This is a genomic window from Pseudoalteromonas sp. SWN166, from assembly GCF_015864485.1.
In the GTDB taxonomy this organism is placed as follows: Bacteria; Pseudomonadota; Gammaproteobacteria; order Enterobacterales; family Alteromonadaceae; genus Pseudoalteromonas.
This window is the reverse complement of the sequence record NZ_JADYXB010000003.1, coordinates 98,623-121,834: the sequence shown is the minus strand read 5'-3', so window position 1 is coordinate 121,834 and position 23,212 is coordinate 98,623. Positions and strand designations below refer to the sequence as shown.

The 23,212-nt window shown below is 37.7% G+C and carries 19 protein-coding genes, 1 other RNA gene and 1 other annotated feature; of the genes, 12 read left to right on the top strand and 8 right to left on the bottom strand.

The genetic code is table 11. From position 1 onward, the window contains the following. Positions 1-30: 30 nt before the first annotated feature. Both rplS and tyrA read left to right on the top strand, forming a co-directional pair. On the top strand, positions 31-390 hold the full coding sequence (gene rplS / locus I6F49_RS02910; RefSeq protein ID WP_007581406.1) for a 50S ribosomal protein L19: 360 nt from the start codon (positions 31-33) through the stop codon (positions 388-390). Between the two features lie 290 nt (positions 391-680). Further along, entirely contained in the window at positions 681-1,814 is a 1,134-nt protein-coding gene (gene tyrA, locus I6F49_RS02905) for a bifunctional chorismate mutase/prephenate dehydrogenase (RefSeq protein WP_197178257.1), read from the top strand. A gap of 61 nt (positions 1,815-1,875) precedes the next feature. Here tyrA and I6F49_RS02900 read toward each other — a convergent pair whose 3' ends face one another. Further along, positions 1,876-3,033, bottom strand: a complete 1,158-nt coding sequence (locus I6F49_RS02900; protein ID WP_166419218.1) for a chorismate mutase — start codon at positions 3,031-3,033, stop codon at positions 1,876-1,878. 44 nt (positions 3,034-3,077) lie between these two features. Next, positions 3,078-3,195: a sequence feature (Phe leader region), on the bottom strand. A gap of 199 nt (positions 3,196-3,394) precedes the next feature. Between I6F49_RS02900 and I6F49_RS02895 the strand changes: the two genes are divergently transcribed. Further along, positions 3,395-6,409 (top strand): bifunctional diguanylate cyclase/phosphodiesterase, encoded by a 3,015-nt coding sequence (locus tag I6F49_RS02895; RefSeq protein ID WP_197178248.1) that lies wholly within the window; start codon positions 3,395-3,397, stop codon positions 6,407-6,409. 12 nt (positions 6,410-6,421) lie between these two features. Here the strand turns inward: I6F49_RS02895 and I6F49_RS02890 are convergent, their stop codons facing one another. Beyond that, on the bottom strand, positions 6,422-6,751 hold the full coding sequence (locus I6F49_RS02890) for a stress response translation initiation inhibitor YciH (protein ID WP_197178240.1): 330 nt from the start codon (positions 6,749-6,751) through the stop codon (positions 6,422-6,424). Positions 6,752-6,886: 135 nt separating this feature from the next. On the opposite strand from I6F49_RS02890, the gene I6F49_RS02885 reads away from it, so the two are divergent. From I6F49_RS02885 to I6F49_RS02870, 4 genes are all read left to right on the top strand, one after another. After that, on the top strand, positions 6,887-7,192 hold the full coding sequence (locus I6F49_RS02885) for an STAS domain-containing protein (RefSeq protein WP_197178239.1): 306 nt from the start codon (positions 6,887-6,889) through the stop codon (positions 7,190-7,192). Then, entirely contained in the window at positions 7,192-8,841 is a 1,650-nt protein-coding gene (locus I6F49_RS02880) for a SpoIIE family protein phosphatase (RefSeq protein WP_197178238.1), read from the top strand. Before I6F49_RS02885 ends, I6F49_RS02880 begins: the two co-directional genes overlap by 1 nt. Before the next feature lie 56 nt (positions 8,842-8,897). Continuing rightward, positions 8,898-9,557, top strand: coding sequence for a GAF domain-containing protein (locus tag I6F49_RS02875; protein ID WP_197178237.1), 660 nt, complete (start codon positions 8,898-8,900; stop codon positions 9,555-9,557). A gap of 80 nt (positions 9,558-9,637) precedes the next feature. Next, the gene (locus I6F49_RS02870) at positions 9,638-10,828 is read left to right on the top strand and encodes an amino acid aminotransferase (protein ID WP_197176738.1); all 1,191 of its coding nucleotides are present in this window, start codon (positions 9,638-9,640) and stop codon (positions 10,826-10,828) included. 83 nt (positions 10,829-10,911) lie between these two features. On the opposite strand, the gene I6F49_RS02865 is transcribed toward I6F49_RS02870, so the two are convergent. Beyond that, complete coding sequence (locus I6F49_RS02865; protein WP_197178236.1) at positions 10,912-12,114, bottom strand: aromatic amino acid transport family protein; 1,203 nt, start codon at positions 12,112-12,114, stop codon at positions 10,912-10,914. A 215-nt stretch (positions 12,115-12,329) separates the two neighbouring features. On the opposite strand from I6F49_RS02865, the gene I6F49_RS02860 reads away from it, so the two are divergent. After that, positions 12,330-13,223 carry a DMT family transporter gene (locus tag I6F49_RS02860; RefSeq protein WP_197178235.1) on the top strand — a complete coding sequence of 298 codons (894 nt, stop codon included), beginning with the start codon at positions 12,330-12,332 and terminating at the stop codon, positions 13,221-13,223. A gap of 68 nt (positions 13,224-13,291) precedes the next feature. Here I6F49_RS02860 and I6F49_RS02855 read toward each other — a convergent pair whose 3' ends face one another. Continuing rightward, positions 13,292-14,170: a flagellar protein MotY gene (locus tag I6F49_RS02855; RefSeq protein ID WP_197178234.1), complete on the bottom strand. Its 879-nt coding sequence runs from the start codon at positions 14,168-14,170 to the stop codon at positions 13,292-13,294. A 202-nt stretch (positions 14,171-14,372) separates the two neighbouring features. Between I6F49_RS02855 and rnt the strand changes: the two genes are divergently transcribed. Then, on the top strand, positions 14,373-15,089 hold the full coding sequence (gene rnt, locus I6F49_RS02850; RefSeq protein WP_197178233.1) for a ribonuclease T: 717 nt from the start codon (positions 14,373-14,375) through the stop codon (positions 15,087-15,089). Here the strand turns inward: rnt and I6F49_RS02845 are convergent. Further along, positions 15,073-16,698, bottom strand: a complete 1,626-nt coding sequence (locus I6F49_RS02845; protein WP_197178232.1) for a DUF342 domain-containing protein — start codon at positions 16,696-16,698, stop codon at positions 15,073-15,075. The two genes, rnt and I6F49_RS02845, sit on opposite strands and share 17 nt — an antisense overlap. Before the next feature lie 264 nt (positions 16,699-16,962). On the opposite strand from I6F49_RS02845, the gene ssrA reads away from it, so the two are divergent. Together ssrA and I6F49_RS02835 are read left to right on the top strand one after the other, a co-directional pair. Then, positions 16,963-17,319: a transfer-messenger RNA gene (gene ssrA, locus I6F49_RS02840) on the top strand. Between the two features lie 590 nt (positions 17,320-17,909). After that, the gene (locus I6F49_RS02835) at positions 17,910-19,373 is read left to right on the top strand and encodes a KAP family P-loop NTPase fold protein (protein WP_197178231.1); all 1,464 of its coding nucleotides are present in this window, start codon (positions 17,910-17,912) and stop codon (positions 19,371-19,373) included. Positions 19,374-19,613: 240 nt separating this feature from the next. Here the strand turns inward: I6F49_RS02835 and I6F49_RS02830 are convergent, their stop codons facing one another. From I6F49_RS02830 to I6F49_RS02820, 3 genes are all read right to left on the bottom strand, one after another. Next, positions 19,614-20,705, bottom strand: coding sequence for a hypothetical protein (locus I6F49_RS02830; RefSeq protein WP_331461437.1), 1,092 nt, complete (start codon positions 20,703-20,705; stop codon positions 19,614-19,616). A gap of 156 nt (positions 20,706-20,861) precedes the next feature. Continuing rightward, positions 20,862-21,158 (bottom strand): hypothetical protein, encoded by a 297-nt coding sequence (locus I6F49_RS02825; protein WP_197178229.1) that lies wholly within the window; start codon positions 21,156-21,158, stop codon positions 20,862-20,864. A 35-nt stretch (positions 21,159-21,193) separates the two neighbouring features. After that, positions 21,194-22,198 carry a YHYH protein gene (locus I6F49_RS02820; RefSeq protein WP_024591658.1) on the bottom strand — a complete coding sequence of 335 codons (1,005 nt, stop codon included), beginning with the start codon at positions 22,196-22,198 and terminating at the stop codon, positions 21,194-21,196. A 186-nt stretch (positions 22,199-22,384) separates the two neighbouring features. On the opposite strand from I6F49_RS02820, the gene I6F49_RS02815 reads away from it, so the two are divergent. Beyond that, positions 22,385-23,143: a sulfite exporter TauE/SafE family protein gene (locus tag I6F49_RS02815; protein ID WP_007581996.1), complete on the top strand. Its 759-nt coding sequence runs from the start codon at positions 22,385-22,387 to the stop codon at positions 23,141-23,143. The last annotated feature ends 69 nt before the right edge of the window (positions 23,144-23,212 follow it).

The following is a 23,212-nucleotide window of genomic DNA, read 5'->3' as shown; positions in this document are numbered from 1 at the left end:
ACAGTTACACCTAGGAAAGTGAGAAACATAATGGCAAAAGTAAACCAAAATATTATTAAAGCGCTTGAAGATGAGCAGCTTAAAACAGACGTACCTGCATTCGGCCCTGGTGATACAGTGGTTGTACAGGTAAAAGTAAAAGAAGGTGCTAAAGAGCGTCTACAGGCCTTTGAAGGTGTTGTAATCGCTAAGCGTAATCGTGGTCTTCACTCAGCATTCACAGTTCGTAAAATCTCGAACGGTGAAGGCGTTGAGCGTGTATTCCAAACGCACAGCCCTCTTATTGATAGCGTAACAGTTAAGCGTCGCGGTGCAGTTCGCCGTGCTAAGCTTTACTATCTACGTGAGCGTTCTGGTAAATCTGCACGTATTAGAGAAAAACTTAACTAATACGCGCTGTTTATCAACGCAAAAAACGGGTTGCATCCTTCGGGTTGCAACCCGTTTTGGTTTTAGAATATTATTTTCTCAAATCTCAAATCTCAAATCTCAAATCTCAAATCTCAAATCTCAAATCTCAAATCTCAAATCTCAAATCTCAATTCTCAACCCCTCATCAGTAAAATTTCCGCTTTAACCTTTTCTCAGTTAGCCGATCCTGTTAGTATTTATCGTATTGATTAGTTTACTTTTATGTAAATTTATATTTACGTTATTTGGTTTTTTAAGGTGGTATGAACGTGGCTGACATAAATGATTTAGCACAGCTAAGAGAAGGTATAGATGAATGTGACGCGCAACTTGTTGCCTTACTCGCTAAGCGTAATAGTATTACGCAAAAAATTGGTGAGATAAAACAACAAACAGGCGCGCCTTTACATGCACCTAATCGTGAAGCAGAGCTATTAGCAGCAAGACGACAAGAAGCAATAAATCAAAATGTAAGCCCAGATCTCGTTGAAGATATACTTAGACGTATGATGCGAGAAGCATATCAAAACCAACAAGCAAAACTTGCATGCGCAGCGCCAGAGCTTTCGCCAATTGTGATTGTAGGTGGGCAAGGTGCCATGGGGCAATTATTTGCTCAGCAGTTTATTCGCTCAGGCTACGAAGTTAAAATTTTAGATAAAGATCAGCAAAGCGAAGCGAAAAATATTTTAAAAGGTGCCAAGCTAGTAATGATCAGTGTGCCAATTAACGCATTAGGCATAGTGGTTGCTAAACTACCTAAACTAGATGATGACTGTTTACTCGTCGACATTACATCGGTAAAGCAATCACCTATTAAAGCACTAAAAGCTGCGCATAGCGGCCCTGTTGTTGGTTTACACCCTATGTTTGGGCCTGATATATCACACTGGGTAAAACAAACAGTTGTTGTATGTGAAGGGCGAGAGCACCAAGCAGCAAAAGGCTTATTACAGCAGTTACAAGTATGGGGTTGCCAGCTTGTTGAGCTTGATGCTAAAAAGCACGATGAGGCAATGCAAATTATTCAGGTAATGCGTCACTTAACAACATTTGTATACGGGCAGTTTTTAGCTAAGCAAAGCCATACGTTAGAAGAGCTGCGTAGTTGCTCTTCGCCAATATACCAATTAGAGCTGATGATGGTGGGGCGCTTATTTGCACAGTCGCCAGAGTTGTATTCTGACATTATGCTCGCACAATTTGATGATGTAGAGAACCTACTTGCACAATACCAAGATACCTTTGCAAGTACATTAGCTAAATTAAAAGCGGGAGATAAAGCCGCGCTAATTGATTCTTTTGCTGATGCTAAAATGTATTTTTCTGACTCTACAGAACACTTCTTAACGCAAAGTAGAAGCTTATTAAACAAAGCCAATGATTCAAAGGTTTTAGACTAATTAGTTGCTAAATAACTAAAAAAGGGCCGATATCGGCCCTTTTTTAGTTATAAAATCTTTATTAAGTATTAACGCTTACAGCCTGTAATGATTCGCTTTGGTAGCATCCTAAAATACGTACATATTGAGTGTGCTCTTTGAGTTCTTCTAACGCTTCTTTTACCTGTTTATCAGCTAAGTTTGCTTCAAGATCTACATAAAACACTTCTTCCCACGGATTACCCGGAGTTGGGCGCGACTCAAGTTTTACTAAATTAATCTTATGCTGTTTAAAAATCATTAACGCATCGGCTAGTGAGCCCGCTTGCTGTTTTGTCGACATGATCAAACTAGTTTTAGTTGGAATTTGGTTAGACACTTGTAGAGGCTTACGTGCAACGACAATAAAGCGACTATGGTTTTCGCTTTGATTAGCTAGGTTTGATTTAATAACCTCAAGCCCTACGTTCTTTCCTGCTTGTGCAGAGCCAATTGCTGCACTATTTGGTGTGCTTAATGCCGATTGTAGTGCACTTGACGTTGAGTCACATGTTTCGTGTTGTAAGTCACCTAAGCCTTGTAAGAAACGGCTACACTGTGCAAATGGTTGTGGGTGTGCAAATATTTTTGTTAGTTGGCTAAGTTCCGTTTCAGGGTTTGCGAGTAAACAATGCTCTACACTGTGAGTCACTTCTCCAACAATAGACACTTGCGCGTGCTGTAATAAGTCAAACACCTCGTTAATACTACCAGAGCTAGTATTTTCAATTGGGAGTAAACCAAAGTCAGCTTGTCCGTTTTCTACTTTACCTGTTATTTCGTCAAACGATGTACAGCCAATTTCAACTAATTTACCCGGGCGGCGGCTAAAATATTTATGGCATGCTAGTTGGCTATAAGAACCCTGACCACCTAAGTAAGTTACACGGTGTGTTTCACTAAGGGCATCTGGATTCAGGTTTTTTTGTAGCATTGCTTGTTGGTGTAAAACAGAGTCTTCCAAAATAGTTTGAAAAACATTATTCACGTAGTAAGCATCTAAACCTAGTGATTTACCATAACCAATCAGTTTCTCTAAAAGTGCGAGTTCACGTGCTTCATCGCGAATTGGCTTGTTGTTAGCAATTTTATATTCAACAACACCGTGGCTAATGCGACGGCGTTTAGCTAATAATACCAGTAAGTCTGAATCTATTTCATTTATGTCGTGTCTTAGGGCATTTAATACATCATTTGTCATTTTGGTATCCTCATTCCAAAAGTAAGCTGTTATTACACAGCAAAAACAAAAAAGCCTCCCGGTTGGGAGGCTTTACTATTCGATTGATTTTATCTCACAAACAGGGAAGCCTCTTCTATATAAAGAAGCTAAAAAACGAAAAAAAAGTGCGAGAGATAAATATGTTCATGCGGTTAATGTATGGAGAGTTGCTAACAATGTCAATAACGATACGGCGCTAAATAAGTCCAGAGCGCTATTTATTTGATCATAATTAGTTTTTAGTGATATTTAACAAATAATTTATATATATGAAGTCAGATCTGATATATTTCGTTAACTGGTTCAAATAATAACAATTATTAATAATTAAGGTTGACCCGTGGTTTACAGACGCCCTCCATCGCGTTTTGGATTAAATTCTTTAAGTGTAAAACTTTCACTGCTTATATCTGCTATTTGTTTAATAGCAGGGGTATGTGCGGCTGCCTTAATGCTTAAATCTGAAGAAAAACAACTTGTTTTTGAAGAGCACGAAGTGTTAAAAAGCTCGACAGATTTATTAGTAAAACAATTTAATGAGCGTATTAAAACAAAAATAAATATTGCCCAGCAAGCTAATAACGTAGTGACAGAGCAGCTTTTTCAATCAAATTCACCAATTAATTTAAACAATAAATCACAGTTACAGTTTAATAGCGACGGCACAATTCGAAGTGCCTCTGCCGACGGATTATCTGCCGCATTTTTACCACAGCAAAATTACTCTCCTTTTTACAAACGCCTGTTTAATGATTCTGAAATGTTGTGGCGTATAATTTCTCCGACTCTGGTACATGACTTTTTTAATTTTTATTTAATAACTGATGATGATTTTATTCGTGTTTCTCCACCAAATTGGGCATTAAATGCACCTGCTGGCTTTAGAGTAACGAATGGGTCAACTTATAAATCTATTAAAAGTACATTAAGGTCAGAGCGAGAGCCTGCATGGTCAAAAGTTTATTACGATACAGTATGGCGCAAGTGGGTTATAAGCTTACTTGTGCCTGTTTATGTTGATAACGAGTTTTTAGGTGTGACGGGGAGCGATATTTCTCTCAATAAACTTATTTCGTTTTTACCTGTTGGCGATAAAGAAAAACACCTACTTGTGTTTGATAGCAAAGGGCAATTGTTAGCGCATCCGAGTCTAAACCCAGCTTTGTTAGCTGACTATGGGAGTGATAATAAAGCGCTTGCCACTAACGAATTTGTAAACTCAGAACTGCAGTCGATTATTGACGATGTAATTACGGTTAAGTTACCTGAATATGCAAATTCATTTGAACAAAATGATGAAGCTCATATTATTAATATTCGTAAGATTGATGATTTAGATTGGTATATAGGGGTTTATAAAAAACGTTCATCTACGTTATCTGCGTTACAAGATTTAAAACTGAAGTTTTTTGGACTCTTTATTTTATACGCAATATTAGTTGCCTTATTGCTGCATCAGGCACTTTATCAACTAGTGCTTCGCCGTTTACATACTTTGGTTTATGCAGTAACAAGCTTTGGTAAAGGTCAATTAACCACAGAGTTTCCGCCAGAAAATAAAGACGAGATTGGCACGCTCAACGGCTCATTTAGAGACATGACGGTAGAAATTCGTAAACTTATTGATGGCTTAAACCAAAGGATTACAGAAAAAGAAATTGCTGAAAAAGCAGCAAATCGTTTATCTAAAGCGGTCGCGTTCTCGGGTACCGGTGTTGTGATCACCGATGAAAACTTTATCATTGAGTACGTAAACCCCAAAATGCTCGAAATGACAGGTTACCCAGAAAGTCATTTTAACCGAGCGCCATTACTTAATATTATTGCCTCAGAAATGTCTATTTTAGTTGAAGATATAGACATAGATTTACGCAGCCGTAATTACTGGCGAGGCGACACGTTAATTCAAGGTTTGAATAAAGAGCCAATTTGGGTGTCTTTAAGTGTTTCGCCAATTCGTGAAGAGGGCGGTGAAATAACCAGTTATGTAGCATCGGCGCAAGATATTTCGTTTGTTAAAGAAAGCCAACGTAAAATGGAACAACTCGCTTATTTTGACACACTTACTGGCCTAGCAAACAGAACGTTTTTCAGAATGCAATTACGTAAATCAATGGCATTAGCTGAACGCGGGCATTATGCGTTTGCATTGTTTTATTTTGACTTGGACGAATTTAAACGTATTAACGACACACTAGGCCACGATGCTGGCGATCAATTATTAATTGAAGTGGCAAACAGGCTTAAAAAGCGTTTAAGAGCAGAAGATACCATTGCACGCTTAGGTGGCGATGAGTTTGCAGTGTTACTTAGTGGTATAGAAAGCCAAGAGCATGCGGCAGATGTTGCTAATACTATTCAAAAAACCTTGAATGTGCCTATAAAGCTAGGTAGCAATGAAGTCATTGTGAGCGCAAGTATTGGTATAACTATGGCTCCATACGATAGCCTAGAGGAAGATCAGTTACTCAAACATGCTGATTTGGCAATGTATGAAGCTAAAGCAAAAGGGCGTAATACATTCCATTTTTATAGCCAAGAATTGAACGCCGCCGCAAATGAGCGTTTATTTATTGAAAATGAGCTGCGTATAGGGCTCAAAGAAAAGCAGTTTGTAGTTTACTACCAACCTCAAGTCGACAGTCGTACTCATCAGGTCGTTGGCTACGAAGCGTTATTAAGATGGTTCCACCCAACTGAAGGCGCAATACCTCCAGATAAGTTTATCCCTATTGCAGAGGCAACAGGCCTTATAGTTGAGTTAGGTGAATGGGTGCTGCAAGAGTCTTGTGATTTTGCCGTAAGATTAACAAAGCAAGGTCTAGAAAATAATATATCGATAAACTTATCGGCTCGCCAGTTTAAAGACTCAAACTTAGTTTCAACGCTGAGCAAAATGATAATTAGGTCGGGTGTTTCGGCTAAACGACTTCATTTAGAGCTGACCGAGAGCATGCTAATGGGGAATGTAGAAGCTGCTATTACTCAACTTCATGAACTTAAAGCGTTAGGTATATCAATTTCGATTGATGACTTTGGTACAGGCTACTCGTCACTTAGTTACCTAAAACGATTCCCGGTCGATATATTGAAAATTGACCGGTCATTTGTCAAAGATATCCCCGATGATACAAATGATATGGAAATCACTGCCGCTATTATTGCCATGGCGCAAAAGTTAAAGCTCGATGTGGTCGCTGAAGGGGTTGAGACAATAGAACAAATGCAATTTTTACAAAATAATAATTGCTTCATTGTACAAGGCTATTACTTTAGTAAGCCAATTGCTGAACACGACTTACCAAAACTGTATGAAAGGTTAAGTGAGCTTTCAAATAGCGAAGTAAGCAGTTAATAAAATTGCGGGTTAACCACCCGCAATTTTCACTTTAAACTTCAACGCTTCTAAAATGGCTTTTAATTTATCTCGGTCATCGCCTTGTACTTCAATAATGCCTTCTTTTACTGCGCCGCCTTGGCCCATTTTGCTTTTTATAGTTTTAGCTAACTTTTTTAAATCGTGATCTTTTGGATCAATGCCCACAACGAGCATTACGCCTTTGCCTTTACGCCCTTTTGTTTGGCGTTCAATGCGAATAAAACCATCTTTAAAAAGCTTAGCGTCTAACTCTTTTTCTGGTTTTGGCTGGTCAATGCGACCAGTACTTGTTGAATATACTAAGTGACTATCACTCATACCTTACCTTTGTGGATAAAAATGAATTAAATACTGGTGTAAATGATAGCAAATTTGAAGTTGTGTGTTTTTCTTTTTGCTAAATACTTTTAACAGGTTATATTTAGTTCAAAGGAAATATTATTGGAGTTTACTATGAGTTTAACTAAGAATGAATCAGTCGATGGCACAACATTAACAATACAAATTAAAGGTAAATTTGACTTTAATTTAGTGCAATCTTTTCGCCAAGCTTATGCTCAAATGAACGAAAAAACTGTAAAGGTTATTATCGATTTAAGAGAGACTGACTACATGGATAGTTCAGCACTTGGCATGTTACTTAACATGAAAAAAACCATTGATAGCCAAGTAAAAACCATCGAAATAAGTAATTGCCAGCCTCAGCTTAGAAAAATCCTACAAATTTCACGTTTTGATAAAAAGTTTGATATTAGCTAATGATACATGTGTTGATTGTTGACGATCAGGCTCTCAATCGTATTTTATTAAGTAAAATGCTTGAGCAAGAGGGCTATAAAATATCTGTGGCTTATAACGGGCTAGATGCACTTAATGTACTTAAAAGAGAGCAAATAGACGTTGTTTTACTCGATGTTTTAATGCCTGTAATGGATGGTTTTGAGGCCGCTGAAAAAATAAAGCAGCTGTATAGCGAAGTCTATCTACCGATTATTTTTATTACTTCTTTAGATGATCAGGCAAGCTTTGAGCGCTGCCTTGCAGTAGGCGGCGATGACTTTATTCATAAACCATTTGAAAAAGTTATTCTGCATGCAAAAATTAAAGCACATATCCGCACCAGAGAGCTGAGTAAAAAAGCCAATCAACAAAAAAAATTGCTTGAATATCATCATAATCAAATTGAACGTGAACACGAAATAATTGAACATATTTTTAATAACTCACTAGAAAACCAAGGTAAATTTAAAGAGTATCTCGACTTTAATTTATCACCTGCCTCTATGTTTAACGGCGATATGTTTTTAGTAGCCCAAAGCCCAATCGGTAATTTGTATTGCATGCTGGGGGACTTTACTGGCCACGGCCTAGCAGCAGCAATTGGCGCATTACCGGTTTCTCGTGTGTTTTACACTATGGCCCAAAAGGGCATGGCGGTTAACGATATTGCCTGTGAGCTAAATACACTATTGTACAATTTATTACCTGGGCATATGTTTTGTGCTGCGACCATTGTAGAGCTTAGTGCATCCGGTAAAAGTGTTTCTGCATGGATGGGCGGCTTACCCGATGCCTACCTAATAGATAAAGACGGTAATGTAAAACAAACATTAGAATCACAACACATGGCGCTGGGGATTTTAGATGAACAAGAATTTGAATATGAAGTTATTCATTTTGAAACAAATAGTAATACTCGCCTTGTATTAGCAACCGACGGAATTATAGAAACAGCAAACAAAGAAGATATATTTTTTGGGGAAGAGCGTTTTTTGCAAACCTTAAAAAGTAAGTCGATGATTAGTAGTGAAGATATAGTTGCTAACGTTACTGAGTTTGCAGATGGTACTAAACAACAAGACGATTTAAGCATTGTTTTACTAAACTGCCTGCCTTTAATTCCTGAGGAGCAAGAGCGAGAAGCATTTTCTACTTTAGCTTTTAATTTATCTTTGAGTTTAAACTCAGAGCAAATAAAAAAAACAGACCCCGTTTACGACATCGTTAATATTTTGAGCAGTGTTGAGGGATTAAATGCCCATCGTTCTAATATATTTTTACTTTTGTCTGAGGCTTATAATAATGCGCTTGATCATGGTGTGCTAGGGCTAAACTCCAAAATTAAACAACAAGAAGACGGCTTTTTTCGATATTACGAATTAAGAGAAGCAGCTCTGGCTAAACTTACCGATGCCATGATTATTATTGATATGCGCTATTGCCCCGACACACTCAGTTTATATTTTATTATTTGTGATTCAGGCCGAGGGTTTAGTAGTAAGCAAGATGAGTTGTCAAAAGTTAATAATGAATTTGGCAGAGGCGTGTCTTTATTAGAAGAAATAGCCGAAAAAGTTACTTATAACGCCTGTGGTAATCAAGTTGAAATGTGCTACAAGTTGAGCTAGCTCTGTAAAAATATCCATGCTATTATCCTCGAAACTTTAGATGTATGGATGGCCAAATGATTTCTTCTTACCTAAAACAAGCACAATTAAGTGCTAATCCTACTTTGATTGCAACAGAGCTTGAAAAGCTTGAGCTGCATCTTACAAACTCAACTTTACCTGATGTGCGTTGGGAGTATCAAATACCAGAGCTTGGCGAGGGCGGAGCGTGTAGTTTATTTGGTTACTTACAAGATGAGCCATTCAAATTAACTGACTATCTTAAAGGTGATGAGCAAACACAACTTAAGTTAGCTAATTTACAAAGTATTGTAAGCTACATCGAACAGCAAACAGGCGTTGATTGGTATGGTATTTATCAATCAACTAATACAAGTGAAGGTAAGCAACTGTTAAAATTAGCTTATCATGGTGCGCCTAGTCGCCCGTTGTTTCCTTTAACGCAAGCATTTGCAGCAGGGAGTAATAACGTACAAGTTGCGCTATCTCACAAGGGCCGAATTATTAATAACGTTGAAGCGTATTTATCACAAGGCGGTGAATACTACACATGCGATCCTAAAGTTAAGTCAGAAACTTGCTTACCTTTATTCAACGCAAAAAATGAATGTGTTGGTATTATCGATGCAGAAGCCTTTAAAAATGATTTTTTTGATGAAAAGACGCTTGCTGTTTTAATTGCATGTTGTATTAAAATTCCTCACTTTCTAGTGTAAATAACGCTAGTCAATATGATGTGCTTTTATGTTAAGCTTAGCTTAACAGCTAACCCCTAAATAACGATAAGAGATAGCCAATGTTCTCAGTATTAAAACCATTACCAACAGATCCTATTCTTGGCCTTATGGCGGCCTATAAACAAGATACAAACCCTAATAAAATTGATTTAGGTGTAGGTGTCTACAAAGATGAGCAAGGCAATACACCGGTTCTTAAAGCGGTTAAAAAAGCTGAAGCGTTTCGTCTTGAAAACGAAATGAGCAAATCTTACATTGGTTTAGCGGGTAATTTAGATTACTGCCAAAAAATGGAGCAGTTATTACTAGGCGAACATCAAGCATTGCTAGCAAATCGCGTACGTACTGCGCAAGCGCCAGGTGGTACAGGTGCACTTCGTGTTGCAGCTGAATTTATTAAGCGTTGTAATACAGACGCGACTGTTTGGGTAACTAACCCAACATGGGCTAACCACATTAGCTTGTTTGAAGCTGCAGGCTTAACAGTAAAAGAATACCCATATTACGATTACGAAAATAAAGATTTATTGTTTGATGAAATGATCAACACACTTAAACAAGTGCCTAAAGGCGATGTGGTTTTACTGCATGCATGTTGTCATAATCCAAGCGGTATGGATTTAAGCGAAACACAGTGGAACACGGTTGCTGAACTTGCAAAAGAAGTTGGCTTTACACCACTTGTTGATATTGCATACCAAGGCTTTGGCGCTTCACTTGAAGAAGATGCACGCGGCTTACGTATTTTAGCTGATGCAGTAGAAGAGCTAATTATTTGTTCTTCATGTTCTAAAAACTTTGGCTTATACCGCGAGCGTATTGGTGCATGTTCACTAATTGCAAAAGACAGCGCAGCAGCTGATATTTCAAATTCTGTAATGCTGAGCGTTGTGCGTAGTATTTACTCAATGCCGCCAGCGCATGGTGCCGATATTGTTAATACTATTTTAAGCAGTACTGAGCTTACACAATTGTGGCACTCTGAGCTTGATGAAATGCGTAGTCGTATAAATGGCTTACGTAGCTTAATTAAAGAAAGCTTAGCAACGAAAGATATTGCGCAAGACTTCTCATTTATTGAACGTCAAAACGGTATGTTTTCTTTCTTAGGTATTAATAAAGAGCAAATTGCTCGCCTACAAAAAGAATACGGCATTTACATTGTTGGCTCTAGCCGCGTAAATGTTGCAGGTGTTAGTCATTCAAATATTGAATACTTTTCAAATGCTGTAGCTGACGTTTGTAAATAAACGCAGTTAATAAAAAAACCGCACATCATTAGTAATGATGTGCGGTTTTTTATTATCTAAATTTAAACAAAAAGCAGCAACCTTTAACCGATAGCAGGAATAAGCCCCGCCATTTGCATAAACTGCGCAGCAATAATAGTTATGCCACATATAGCTGCTATACCAAGCCCAACATTCCCGCTTTTAACTTGGTAGCCTGTTTTATTTGATGTTGTACGCTGTTTATAAACCATTGCTACAGGCAAAAATATTGCAAGGACGACAAGTGCTATAGCAGCGTAACCTAAGGCCATAATAAAGCCTTGAGGATAAAATAATGCAAAGCCAAGTGGCGGAATAAACGTAATTAAGGCCGTTTTAATTCGATCTGTTTTATTGTCACCCTTTTTAAATGCATCAGCAAAAAAATCGAATAACCCTAAACTCACCCCTAAAAATGATGTCGCAAGTGCTAAATCAGCAAATAACTTAACGGCCGTTGCCACACTTGGGTTATGCGCAATACTTGCCACGCTAGATACAAATCCATTAAGACCTTGGCTGTTGAGTAAATCAGCTTGGCTCATAATACCTTGGCTAAGTAGTTGCCAAAAAATATAAATGACTAAAGGCAGGGCGGCTCCAGCAATCATTACTTTGCGCAGTACTTTTATTTCTACACCAACATATTTAACAATAGAAGGGATAGAGCCATGAAAACCAAACGAAGTAAATATAACCGGTATAGCTGAAAGGATTAATCCTTGCTCTACAGGCATCTCTAATAAGTGCTTACCTTGCACATAAGGGGTAAGCATGTAAAACAAACTAGCTAATACAATAATTTTTATTGTAAATAACACTCTATTTAGTTTATCTACCTTGCTAGTGCCTAGTGTTACAACACTTGCAATAATAACAGCGAGGATCACAGAGCCAAACTGTGGGGCTATATCTACATCAAAGCCTATATTTATACGCGCTTGAAGTTGTGCACCACCACCTGCAATATAGGCGGCGCATAAAGCATAAAATAAAAAAATCATCGAAAAATTCGCAATATATTGTCCGCGCTTTCCAAGCCATAATTTAGCCAATGTATTTAATGTTGCATCGCGTGGTGCATATTGGTGTAGCTCTAACATGAGTAGTGCGGTGTAGGTCATTAGTAACCAGCTAGCTATTATTAATGCAAGTGCAGTACTAAACCCAAGCCCGGCAGATGCAATTGGCAATGCCAACATACCCGCACCAATAGTGGTGCCTGCAACAATTAACATGCTTCCCGTTGTTTTATTTTTAAGCACTTAATTACCTTAATTATTATTAATATTGATGCACCATATAACTAGTTGCTCAAATCTCAAATAGTTTTGTAATAAAAGAGCAGTATTAAAATGTAACTTACAATTTACAACTGTATTTATTAAGGACTTTAGTGTTTAAAAAGTACTAAAACACGGTAGTGAGCGTATAATTTATTCTTTGTTTTATTCATTCATATAAAGCGTAGGGATGTCACGTGCCAGTTAAAGTATCGTATTTTTTCATGGTTCTTATATGGTCTACTACACCACTGGGTATTGTGTGGAGTAGTGACACTGTATCGCCAACACTTGCAGTGTTAATGCGAATGCTGGTGGGGCTATTGTTAGGCGGCTTAATTGTTGCCATTACAAATATTAGAGTGCCTTGGAGCAAAAATGCATGCTTACTTTATTTTTATTCGAGTATAGGTATTTTTGGTGGCATGCTACTAAGCTATATGGCAGCTAAAACAGTGCCTTCAGGTATTATTTCTCTTATGTTTGGCCTTGCACCTATTTTGTCGGGATTGCTTGCTCAACAGCTATTAAATGAGCCTAAATTTAGCCCGATTAAATTAGTTGCGTTAGCGTGCGCCTTAATTGGCTTATATTTTGTTAGTTATAACCAAGTACAAAACTCGCAAACTCAAGGGCTCGGGTTACTTTATGTGTTTATGGCGGTCTGCTTTTTTAGTTTAAGTGGTGTGATGATCAAGCGCGTAAAAATTGCGATTCATCCAATGGCCACAACATTTGGCGCATTGGTTTTTGTAACCCCACTCTTTTTTATTGCGTGGTGGTTATTAGACGGTGAATTGCATATACAAAACTGGAGTGCAAAATCATTGTGGGCTATTGGTTATCTAGGAATATTTGGATCTTTAGTAGGGGCTTTGGCGTATTTTCATGTACTGCAAAACCTTAATGCGAGTACGGTATCACTTACTACTCTTATAACTCCTAGCTTTGCGCTAGGTTTGGGAGCTTGGCTAAACAATGAGTCACTAAGCCAAGAGTTAATAATTGGTGCGGTTATTATTTTAATTAGTCTGGGCTTTTTTCAATTTGGTGATAAGTTTTTAAAGCGAAAAAAAGTAAACATAAATTAGCTTTACTACATTTTTTCAATTTAGTGATAAGTTTTAAAGCGAAAGAAAGTAAGCGAAAATTAGCTTTACTACATCTTTTCTATTTGAATAATTAAACGACGGTTTTTGTCTCGGCTTAAAATGTTATCGTTATTATCAACAAAGCGTTTTTCACCGAAACCGGTTGTTTGTACTTTGCCTTCATCAACACCTAAGCTCACCATATAATCTTTTATAGTTTTGGCGCGCTTGCGCGATAAATCTAAGTTATTCCAGCGCCCGCCATAACTATCGGTGTATGAGTCAATACTAATGGACTCTATGCTTGCATCATTTTTTAAATACTCAGCAATCTTATCAAGACGTTGTTGCGAGGATTTAGTTAATTTACTGCTGTTAGATTGATAGTTCATTACAGTAAACGAAATATCTTCAAAGCTGTAAGGGAGTAGCTCATCACGGCATTGTAAAAAAGCCCAGTAAGCTTGTTTAAAGTTTACGCTCGATATACCAACGGCAATTTTATCGGCACTGTTTTGCCAGTCTTGATAATAAAAAGTAGGGTAGTAGCCTTTTTCAAGCTCGGTAAGCATTTCCCATGCGGTTTTATTGCCTAGCTCGCCATCAAACTTTTTAAGTAATTTCATGTTTGCAATATCGCGTGCAGGCAATCCTGCGCGCCATGTTGGTGGCACTGCTTTTAAGCCTGCAATTGCGTAGTTATCTGGGCGTACAACCATATCTAAATTAAACGTTAAGTTTTTATTTTTACTTGCTGAAGCTTTAAAAATAGCTTCGCCGTAATAAGGAACCTCATGATTTAATTGGCATTGTAAGCGCGTTGTTTTAACGACTTCCCAGTTGGAGTTGTCTTGGGTTGCTGTGTATTGGCGCATAGCAGCTTGCGAGTGAGTACCACAAAGCACTGCACTTATACTAAGGCTAATAAATAACAACTTATACTTCATGGTGCTCTCCAGCTATCCGGGAATGCCAATAATTTGGCAAATTTATGACTGCAATGATTAGTTTGTTCTCTACGTAACTAACTTATAAGTTAAAGCAAGTTATGTGCCTACAATTTTAAAGCAATAAATACTTAAATCCCCTAGCCTAGGGGGCATCAATTTTGACATAATAGTCAGCTTACACGTATAAACAAAGAAAACTATGGCAAATATTGAGCAAACACCTTTCGCAAAACGCTTTCGTGGATTTTTTCCTGTTGTTATTGATGTTGAAACTGCAGGTTTTAACAAAGAAACAGACGCCTTATTAGAAATTGCAGCCTCTGTTTTAAAAATGGATGACGAAGGATTGCTCAGCATAGATCATACTGTTCATTTTCATGTTCAGCCATTCGAAGGCGCTAATATAGAACAAGCCGCTATCGACTTTAATGGTATAGACCCATTTTCACCATTACGTGGCGCAGTACCTGAAGATGAAGTAATTAAAGAAATATGTAAAGTAGTACGTAAAGCTCAAAAGGCCGCTGGGTGTCAACGCTCAGTTATTGTGGCGCATAATGCCGCATTCGATCATGGCTTTTTAAATGCAGCAATAGAGCGTAATAACATTAAGCGTACGCCATTTCATCCCTTCGTAAGCTTCGATACAACATCTTTAGCGGGTTTAGCGTTAGGGCAAACTGTATTAGCAAAAGCATGTAGAGCGGCTGGTATCGAGTTTGATAACAGCCAAGCGCACTCAGCGCTTTACGACACAGAACGTACAGCTGAGCTTTATTGCTTAATAGTAAACCGCTGGCAGCAATTAGGTGGTTGGCCATTAGCCCCAACCGACGATTGCGACGCTGACGCCGAAACTGGTGCCGAAGTTGAAACTGAAACAAAAAATGACGAAGACGCTAAAACGTCTGAGTAATTTTACCCTCAGTTAGCTTAACTAGGTGGGGCGGGTAAATACGCGAAAATTGTTTAGAATCTTTCGCTATTTTAAGCTCCACACCAGGGTGCATTAATTCGTTTACTTTTAAACGGCTACTGGCAAGTAATTGCGTTATTTTTTGCTTAATAAGTAGTTTTTGACGATTAATATGGGCAGAGCGTATTTTTATATGTTGTTCATTTTCAGTTATCTTATTCATGAATTGCTGGCGCTGAGCTGCCCCCGCAATTTTACTCGCTTTTTCACGAGCTTGTTGTAAAGCCGCTACTTTGGTTGCAAGTACTTTTTCAAAATCGGTTATTTGTGTTTGCTTTTGGCGAAGCTCAAACCAGAGCTGTGCTAAAAATACGCGCGTTTTAGTACCGGCTGGCGCGCCTAGTTCACCTGTTTCAATGCGCATAGCATCTAAAATATTACCGCCAATAATTTTACCTCGCGGGTCATTTGCTTTGCCTACACGTATTAATCGCCTAGCACTCAAATCACAATGCAGAGTTTGGCGTTCAATAAATAAATCTTGTTCGGATTTAATGTTGCAGTACTGGGCATAACCAATCGAAATAGTTCGCTGAGCGGTTATACAGCACGTAAATGCTTCCTCGCCTTCACGTTTTCGGCCAATTGCGCCAAGCATAATGGTTACCGCACTTTTACTTTCAACAGTTCCTGATTCTACAAAACCAAGTACCGTAATATCACCATTGGCTTTTACACGCATGCCGTCTTTAATATCGCCAGTAATAATTACGCTACCATCAAAATCAACATGGCCTGTACTTACATCTACGTTATCAAAGCATAAAACGTCATCTACACGCATACCACGGGGTAGGGCAACGGGCACACCTTTGCAGTCGGCAATAAGCATATTAGGATTATTAGGATCTACTTTTGTACCTTCGAAAGGCTGGAGTTGGTGATCTTTACCTGGTTTTGCACTAATTGAATCGCCAAATACCGTATAGCCTTCTTCTCCAGGGGTCGCTGCAATACGCTGCATTAAGGGAGTGCCAGGTTTTACGGTGATAATAGCGCCAAGGTTTTTCATATCAACCTTACCGCCTTCTTTAGCTTGTGGGCTGAGTACTCGGTCTTGAGCTGTTGAGCATAAACGCACAAATTTAGCATCGCTGCCTTCTTTTGGATTGCGCCCATGTGCAATTATGGCACTGTAAGAGCTTCCTGCTGGTTGCTCAAACTGCTGGCCTAAAAAGGTATCAAGCGCACGAGGACTTATTCCTTTTTTAACACCTGCATCAGCAAGTGCTTTTTGCGCGCCTTCCATAGACAAAAGTGCGCCACCTTTAGCGGTAGTTAATGTTGCTTCTGCGACCATATTTTTTTCATCAATATTAATGACAAGCGACGCATCTACAGCTTTAGCAACTACAAGCGATACTTCCTGATAATTTTTAGTTGGCGCAAAAAGCTTTCCAATATTGGCAATTACAACTTCGTACTCACTAAACTCAGATTGCTCTAGCATTTGCGTTAACTGAGTACTCGTAACAGGAAAACCACTATCAATAGGATGACTTACTAAAGAGACAAACCCTGTACTTTGATCAAATGAAAAAACCGACATTTATAAATTCCTTAAATTATGCCTGTTATTATTTTTATTTTTTTACAACTAAAGGTTTAGAAATGACAAAAACCTTAACTCCTTATTTGAACACAGGTTAAACACATTGTTAAGTAAATGTTTATATAGGCTTGCACAAACTAAATTTTGGTTACTTAATGCGCGATTGGCACATGCAATTAAAATAAAGCGTTACTAGGCCTTGAGTATCAGTACTTTACTCAGTTATACTGTTTGCACGCTCTGAATTGAGTTACTAATTCAGGGGCTGATTAGGATTCGACGGAATTCAAGAAGCCCAAGGTGCATGTCGAGGTGCGGTTTGCCTCGTTAAACAGCCGCAACCTAAAGTAATCGCAAACGACGATAACTACTCTCTAGCAGCTTAGGCTGGCTAGCGCTCCTTCCATGTATTCTTGTGGACTGGATTTTGGAGTGTCACCCTAACACCTGATCGCGACGGAAACCCTGGCCGGGGTTGAAGCGCTAAAACTAAGCGGCCTCGCCTTTATTTACCGTGTTTGTCCGGGACTTAAAGGTTAATTAAATGACAATACTAAACATGTAGTACCGACGGTCGAGGCTTTTCGGACGGGGGTTCAAATCCCCCCAGCTCCACCAATAAAGGTTTACGAACTCGTTATTCGAAAACCATAAGAAACCCGCAACTTGAGCAATCAGGTTGCGGGTTTTTTTATGGATGCGATTTGAGTTGATTTCTTAATATACAACTCATGTTTTTATATGCAGTTTAAAGTCATTATAAAATTTTAATACCAAGGTGGTCGTTACTTGGCTATCCGACAAATAACTCAAAAAGCAAATAGTGTTCCTTTTATTGAATTTATTTTATAGATGATTTTTGATGCCAAAATGACGGTTTAAATGACGGTTTAAATGACGGTTTAAATGACGGTTTAAATGACGGTTTAAATGACGGTTTAAATGACGGTTTAAATGACGGTTTAAATGACGGTTTAAATGATAGTTTAAGATTATCACACCTTGATAAATCAATAATTAGCTTTATTATCAATGATCTCAATATCAAAAACGCACATTAGCAATTAATATAGGCAGGTCGCTCAGTACGGTTGAGGGGAGTATTAATTATTTAGAGGGCATAATATGATAGTAAAAATCGTTTAAAAAACAGCTGGTTATTGGCAGGTAAAGTAAATAATAATTTTTGTAATGGATTATAAAGCTATATGAAAAACACGAACTGTAAATACCCCGAGTGGTTAGAAAAATATACATTCGATAACTGTAAACTTAATCGTAAAGAGTATGGTGAGTTTTTAACTAACTATATTAAGGGTGAACACGACGGCTTTGTGCTTAACTTAAATGGTGCTTGGGGAACAGGAAAAACTGAATTTTTAAGACGCCTATACACACACCTGACGAATGAAGGGCATCCGACTATTTATATTGATGCATGGGAAAGTGACTTTTCGGAAGTTCCATTATCAGTAGTTGCTAGTGAGCTAATTAATCAACTTTCAATAATTAACCATAACATTGGGTCTGATTTGGATAAGTTAAAAGGTTTTCTAGGTAAAGCGTTAAAGGGGGTAGTAATAGCAGGGGCTGGTTTGGCTACCAAGCACCTTGTGGATGACTCTGCTGCTGGAAGAGAAGTAGTAAAAACTTTCTTTGAAACCTCACCTAAAGATTTTCTTACGAGTATAAAGAAAGATCATGAAGAACAAGTAGAAGCTATTAAAAGCATCAGAAAAGAACTAGGACTTTTAGCTGAAGTGCTTGAAAGGAATCATGATAAAAAGTTGCCTGTGATAGTATTAATCGATGAGCTTGATAGATGTAGACCTAATTACGCCATAGAAATGCTAGAAGTGATCAAGCACTTTTTCACGACCAAAAACTTTGTTTTTGTTGTGGCTACAGATACTACACAACTGCAAGAGTCGATAAGATCAGTTTACGGTTCTAATTTTGACTCTAATACTTATCTAAAGCGTTTTTTTAATCGCGAAGCTAAGCTTGCTGAACCAGATCATGAGCATTATTTAGGGTTAAACGATTTTAGCTTTGATTATTTAACTGGGAAAGTTGAGATTTATCCTGTTCTCGAAAATAGCCAGAATAATACAATTGCTCAATATATTGAGTGGATGGCTAAAGTGTACGATTTAAGCTTAAGAGATCTTGATCAATTAATAGATAAATTGAAAGCATGTTTGAGGACGTCAATTTCCTCATATGAAACAAATAATAGGCTTCAAGTAATAAATGTTTTTTGTCTGTTAATTGCATTAATCGAATTTGATAAAGGACATAAGCAATATATAGAAAGAGCTAATGATACACCAGCTACAGAAGTTGATTCTTTAAACGACATTGTCGTTAGTATAAACAGGGATAAAAAAACTATGTTCTCGGAGTTATATAGATTGAATGTGAAAAATTCAGTAATGTATAACCGCTCATACAGAGATAGCTACGATAGAAAAAAAGATGTTACTATAAATGGAATGCACCATTTGGTTAATAAACAAGATGCATCCTCTTTAGCTAATGGTGTAATGAGAACTACTTTTGTGAAAATAAGAGACACTTTCGAATCACGGTCTGAAGACTCTAAAAACTATAAGGTATGGTTTTGGGAGGATTTTAAAAGAGTGGTTGAGTTAGCTGGAAATTTAAATTAAAAATTTATACTTTGTATTCGTAACTATAATTTATAACAGTGAGAATTTATTTTAGTACTAAGGTAAGTGCCTATTCTATTGATTTAATTAATCAATTTTAAAAATGGGTTGTTGCTTTAATTAATATTCCCCAGCTCCACCAATAAAGGTTTTTGAACTCGTTATTCGAAAACCATAAGAAACCCGCAAATTTGTTAATCCAAATTTGCGGGTTTTTTTATGGTTTTTATAAAATAAAGTTTAAGAATGTCTTATAGCGCGTAGCTTCATTTTTATTGCAATCACAAGCAGGCTAAATAATGACAGCATACTTATTAACAACGTTAGGTTAAGTATGGGGTTACTTGGCTCATCGGTAGCGACAGGAGAGTTATTTATAGTTTGCGAGTTTTGATGTTGCCTAATATAGCTTTGGCTGATCCAATCTACTGCGTTTATCCATTGTACTTTGGCGGGGTCAGTATTGTTTAGCATCCCTATTGCGTGCTTATCGTTATCTAAGCTTTTTGAAAGTTGTATCAGTTGCTGCCAAAATTCATTTTTAGGGCCTAGGTCATCTATTTCTTGTAGGTGCTGTTGTAATTTATCACCCCCCATCGTTTTTATATCAGCTTGTCCTGTACTTTGCGCGTAGCTATTTATTAGCGATGAAAAGCGACTAAAGTACTCATTGCTTTTTTGCTGTGTAGGGTTAGCTGTTCGCTCGTTTGTTACTTTTTTTGTTGGTTTATTTAGGCTATTTTGATCAATCAAATATTGTTTATAGTTTTGGTAACTTAAGTTATTTGTAGTTCCATTATTTAGAGTGCCAAAGTTATTTTTAAGTGCATTAACACTGATCACTACGCCTATTATGGTAATAATACAAAGTGCGCAATAGCAAAAATACAATGCGCTTTTTAAAGTGTTACGCAGTAGTTTATATTTATTATAACTTTGCTTAACAGCTGCAGCTGTATTTGGGGCTTCGTCTGTATCTAGGCGTTCATTTTGTATTGAAATACTTTTGCCGTCAGTACTTTCACTAATGTGTTTATCTGTATTTTTACTGTGCTCAGTGAGTGCTATTTGATTATTTTGAGATTGAGAGATTACAGTAATGAGTTGAGGTTCTACTTTAGTAATCAAACCTAGCTTTTTAAGTGAGGATTCTGTTTTAACAGCATCAATACTCGATAAGTCTTTTTTTAAAGCGTAAGCTTTTCCATCAAACAACTGAATAACAATATTATGAGGAATATTAAGAAGTTGGCTGAGTTGTTCTTGGGCAGAGGTAAGGTCAGTATTTTGATATAACTGACCATTAAAAACAATTTTAAATGTAGCGCTCACGTTAGTACCTTGCTTGTGTAATTCCATTTTTGGAATTTTATTTTTATTATTTGATACACAAAGCTAACTTAACAGATAAAGGGTATGCTTTCTAATGATTTGCGATTAAAAAAGCCTTAACAAACAGCGTTAAGGCTTTGGCGTGTAGCTGTTACTTTATCGTTTAGCGAGTGATTTTACAGATTGCTTTGGATCACTTGCTGGTTGGGTTGCTTTGTCTATTAATGTTTCAAGTGGTTTATTTCGAACGCACATAAGTACTTTGTTCATTGCTTGGCATGTGCCTGTCGCTTTTTTATCATGGCTTGTGTAGCTGCAATCTTCATTAATGGCTTTTGCTTCACATGCTTCCCAAGGCGCGTTTGAACCGTGGCCTGCATGGCTTAGCGCTGAGCATGAGGCAGCAAGTAAAAAGCCAGTGGTTAGTGCTTTTATCACGTTAAATATTTTCATTAGTATCTCAGTTAATTATTTAGCCAGAATGCGAGTTATCTTGCGGTAGCACCTTTAAAACAACCAATAAACATGTTTTCAGATACATCGGCTGCATGGTAGTGGTATCCGCGTGTATCGTCGGTGTGGCCTCTACATTCGTCTAAATCAGTGGGTTCTAATCCATCTTCGTTAAGCATGCCAAATATACCAAATCCATCGAGTGCATAACCCATCATGGCGGCATGACCATCTGATTGAATTTGTGTTTGGCTACAACCTGCTTCACCGTGGTAGTGATAACCTGCTACTAAGTTAATATGGCCAGCGCAATCATCAAAGGCTGCAATAGTGTATGCGCCTAAAATAGCCTCAACAGGCGCAGGTGCAGCAAGTACAACACCATTGAGAGCAACACCTACATTGGCGTTACCAATACTGCTATTTTGAGTGGTTGCAACAGGCGTTATTGGAATTAAAAATGATTCTGATATACCGCCATCAACATAATCAATAGAGCATTCTACGCAGTGGTTTTGGTATTGTTCTTCTACGTTTGGACGTGCAGCGCCATCACACGATTCTTGTGTGTCGGTTACATTTACAAGGCCTGTACCTTCGTCGTATAGCTGCCAATGACTATCGTTATATAATGTAGGTAGATTTAAAATAAAGTCTCCGGTTATATCGTAAACCTCACCGGTGCCGTCAAACCAAATACCGGCTTCGTCAGCTGTTGAGGTGATATTTTGAGGGCAAAATACACCAATCTCGTAATTTGAAGGCGCACCGGCAATATCAATTTTGTAGCATGAGGCTTCATCGCCATTACTTAGCGTACATGTTTGAGTGGTAATTGATGAAATGAGCGCATCGCTTTCAAAGTTAAAAGGGTCGACTTCTACAACAAAATCGGTTGAAGTATCTGTTGTAGTTCCCTCATCGGTGGTTGTTTCAGTTACAACTGTACTTTCAGCATCGCTACCGTTACAGGCAGCTAAACCCAGTGCAAGTATACACACTGCAAGCGGTGTCAAAATTGGTGTGTTAAATCTTCTCATCAAAAATATCCGGTAGTGAAGTTGAATGTATAATATTTGTTAAATGTGCAAACAAAGTGCAAAAACAACGCAACATAGTACATAGCACGAGATAGAAGCTGATAAAGTTGCTATAAATGTGTTTAGTACCTTTTTTACTATTTAAATACTGCGACTTAAAAGTACTTAAATAGGCAGTGGAGTTTTATGGATTTTTTATTTCCCGACAGCATGTCTTTATTTTTGTTTTTATTGTTAATGATCACCGCTGGCTTTACTTCTTTTATATCTGCTGCATTTGGTGCTGGTGGCGGATTAATGCTGCTTGTTGTTATGGCGTCGTTTATGCCAATGGCAGTTGTTGTGCCCGTGCATGGTTTAGTACAGCTTGGCTCTAATGCAAATAGGTTTTTACTCAGCTTTAAGCATATTGATAAAAGCATGTTTGTATATTTTGCGTTAGGCGGCTTAGTAGGGGCGGGGTTATCAAGTTTTGTTATTGATGATATATCGCTTGATGCTATGAAGTTAGTGGTCGCTATTTTTGTTATTTATTTACTGTGGGGTAAAACGCCACCTATAAAATTAACCTCTAAGGTGTGGCGTATGGTCGCCGGTGGAATAACTACTTTTATTTCTATGTTTGTAGGGGCAAGTGGCCCATTAGTTGGTAGCTGTTTATATATAAATAATTACGAAAAGTTAAAATTTACGGCAACGTTTTCGAGCATTATGAGTGTGCAGCATTTATTAAAAGCGATAATTTATGGCGCTGTTGGTTTTAGTTTTTGGCAATGGATACCGCTTGTAATTGCCATGGTAATAAGTGGCGCTGTAGGAACTTGGTTCGGAATTAAATTACTTAAAAGGATGTCTGGGGATAAATTTAAGCGTGTTTTTAGGATAGTTTTAACGTTATTAACGCTACAACTCGGTTGGCAAGGTATAAAAATATTACTCCACTAATTTGTTTAGTGGAGTAAATTTAATTTTATTAAACATAAATTATTTAAGAGGATTAAATAATTCATTGCG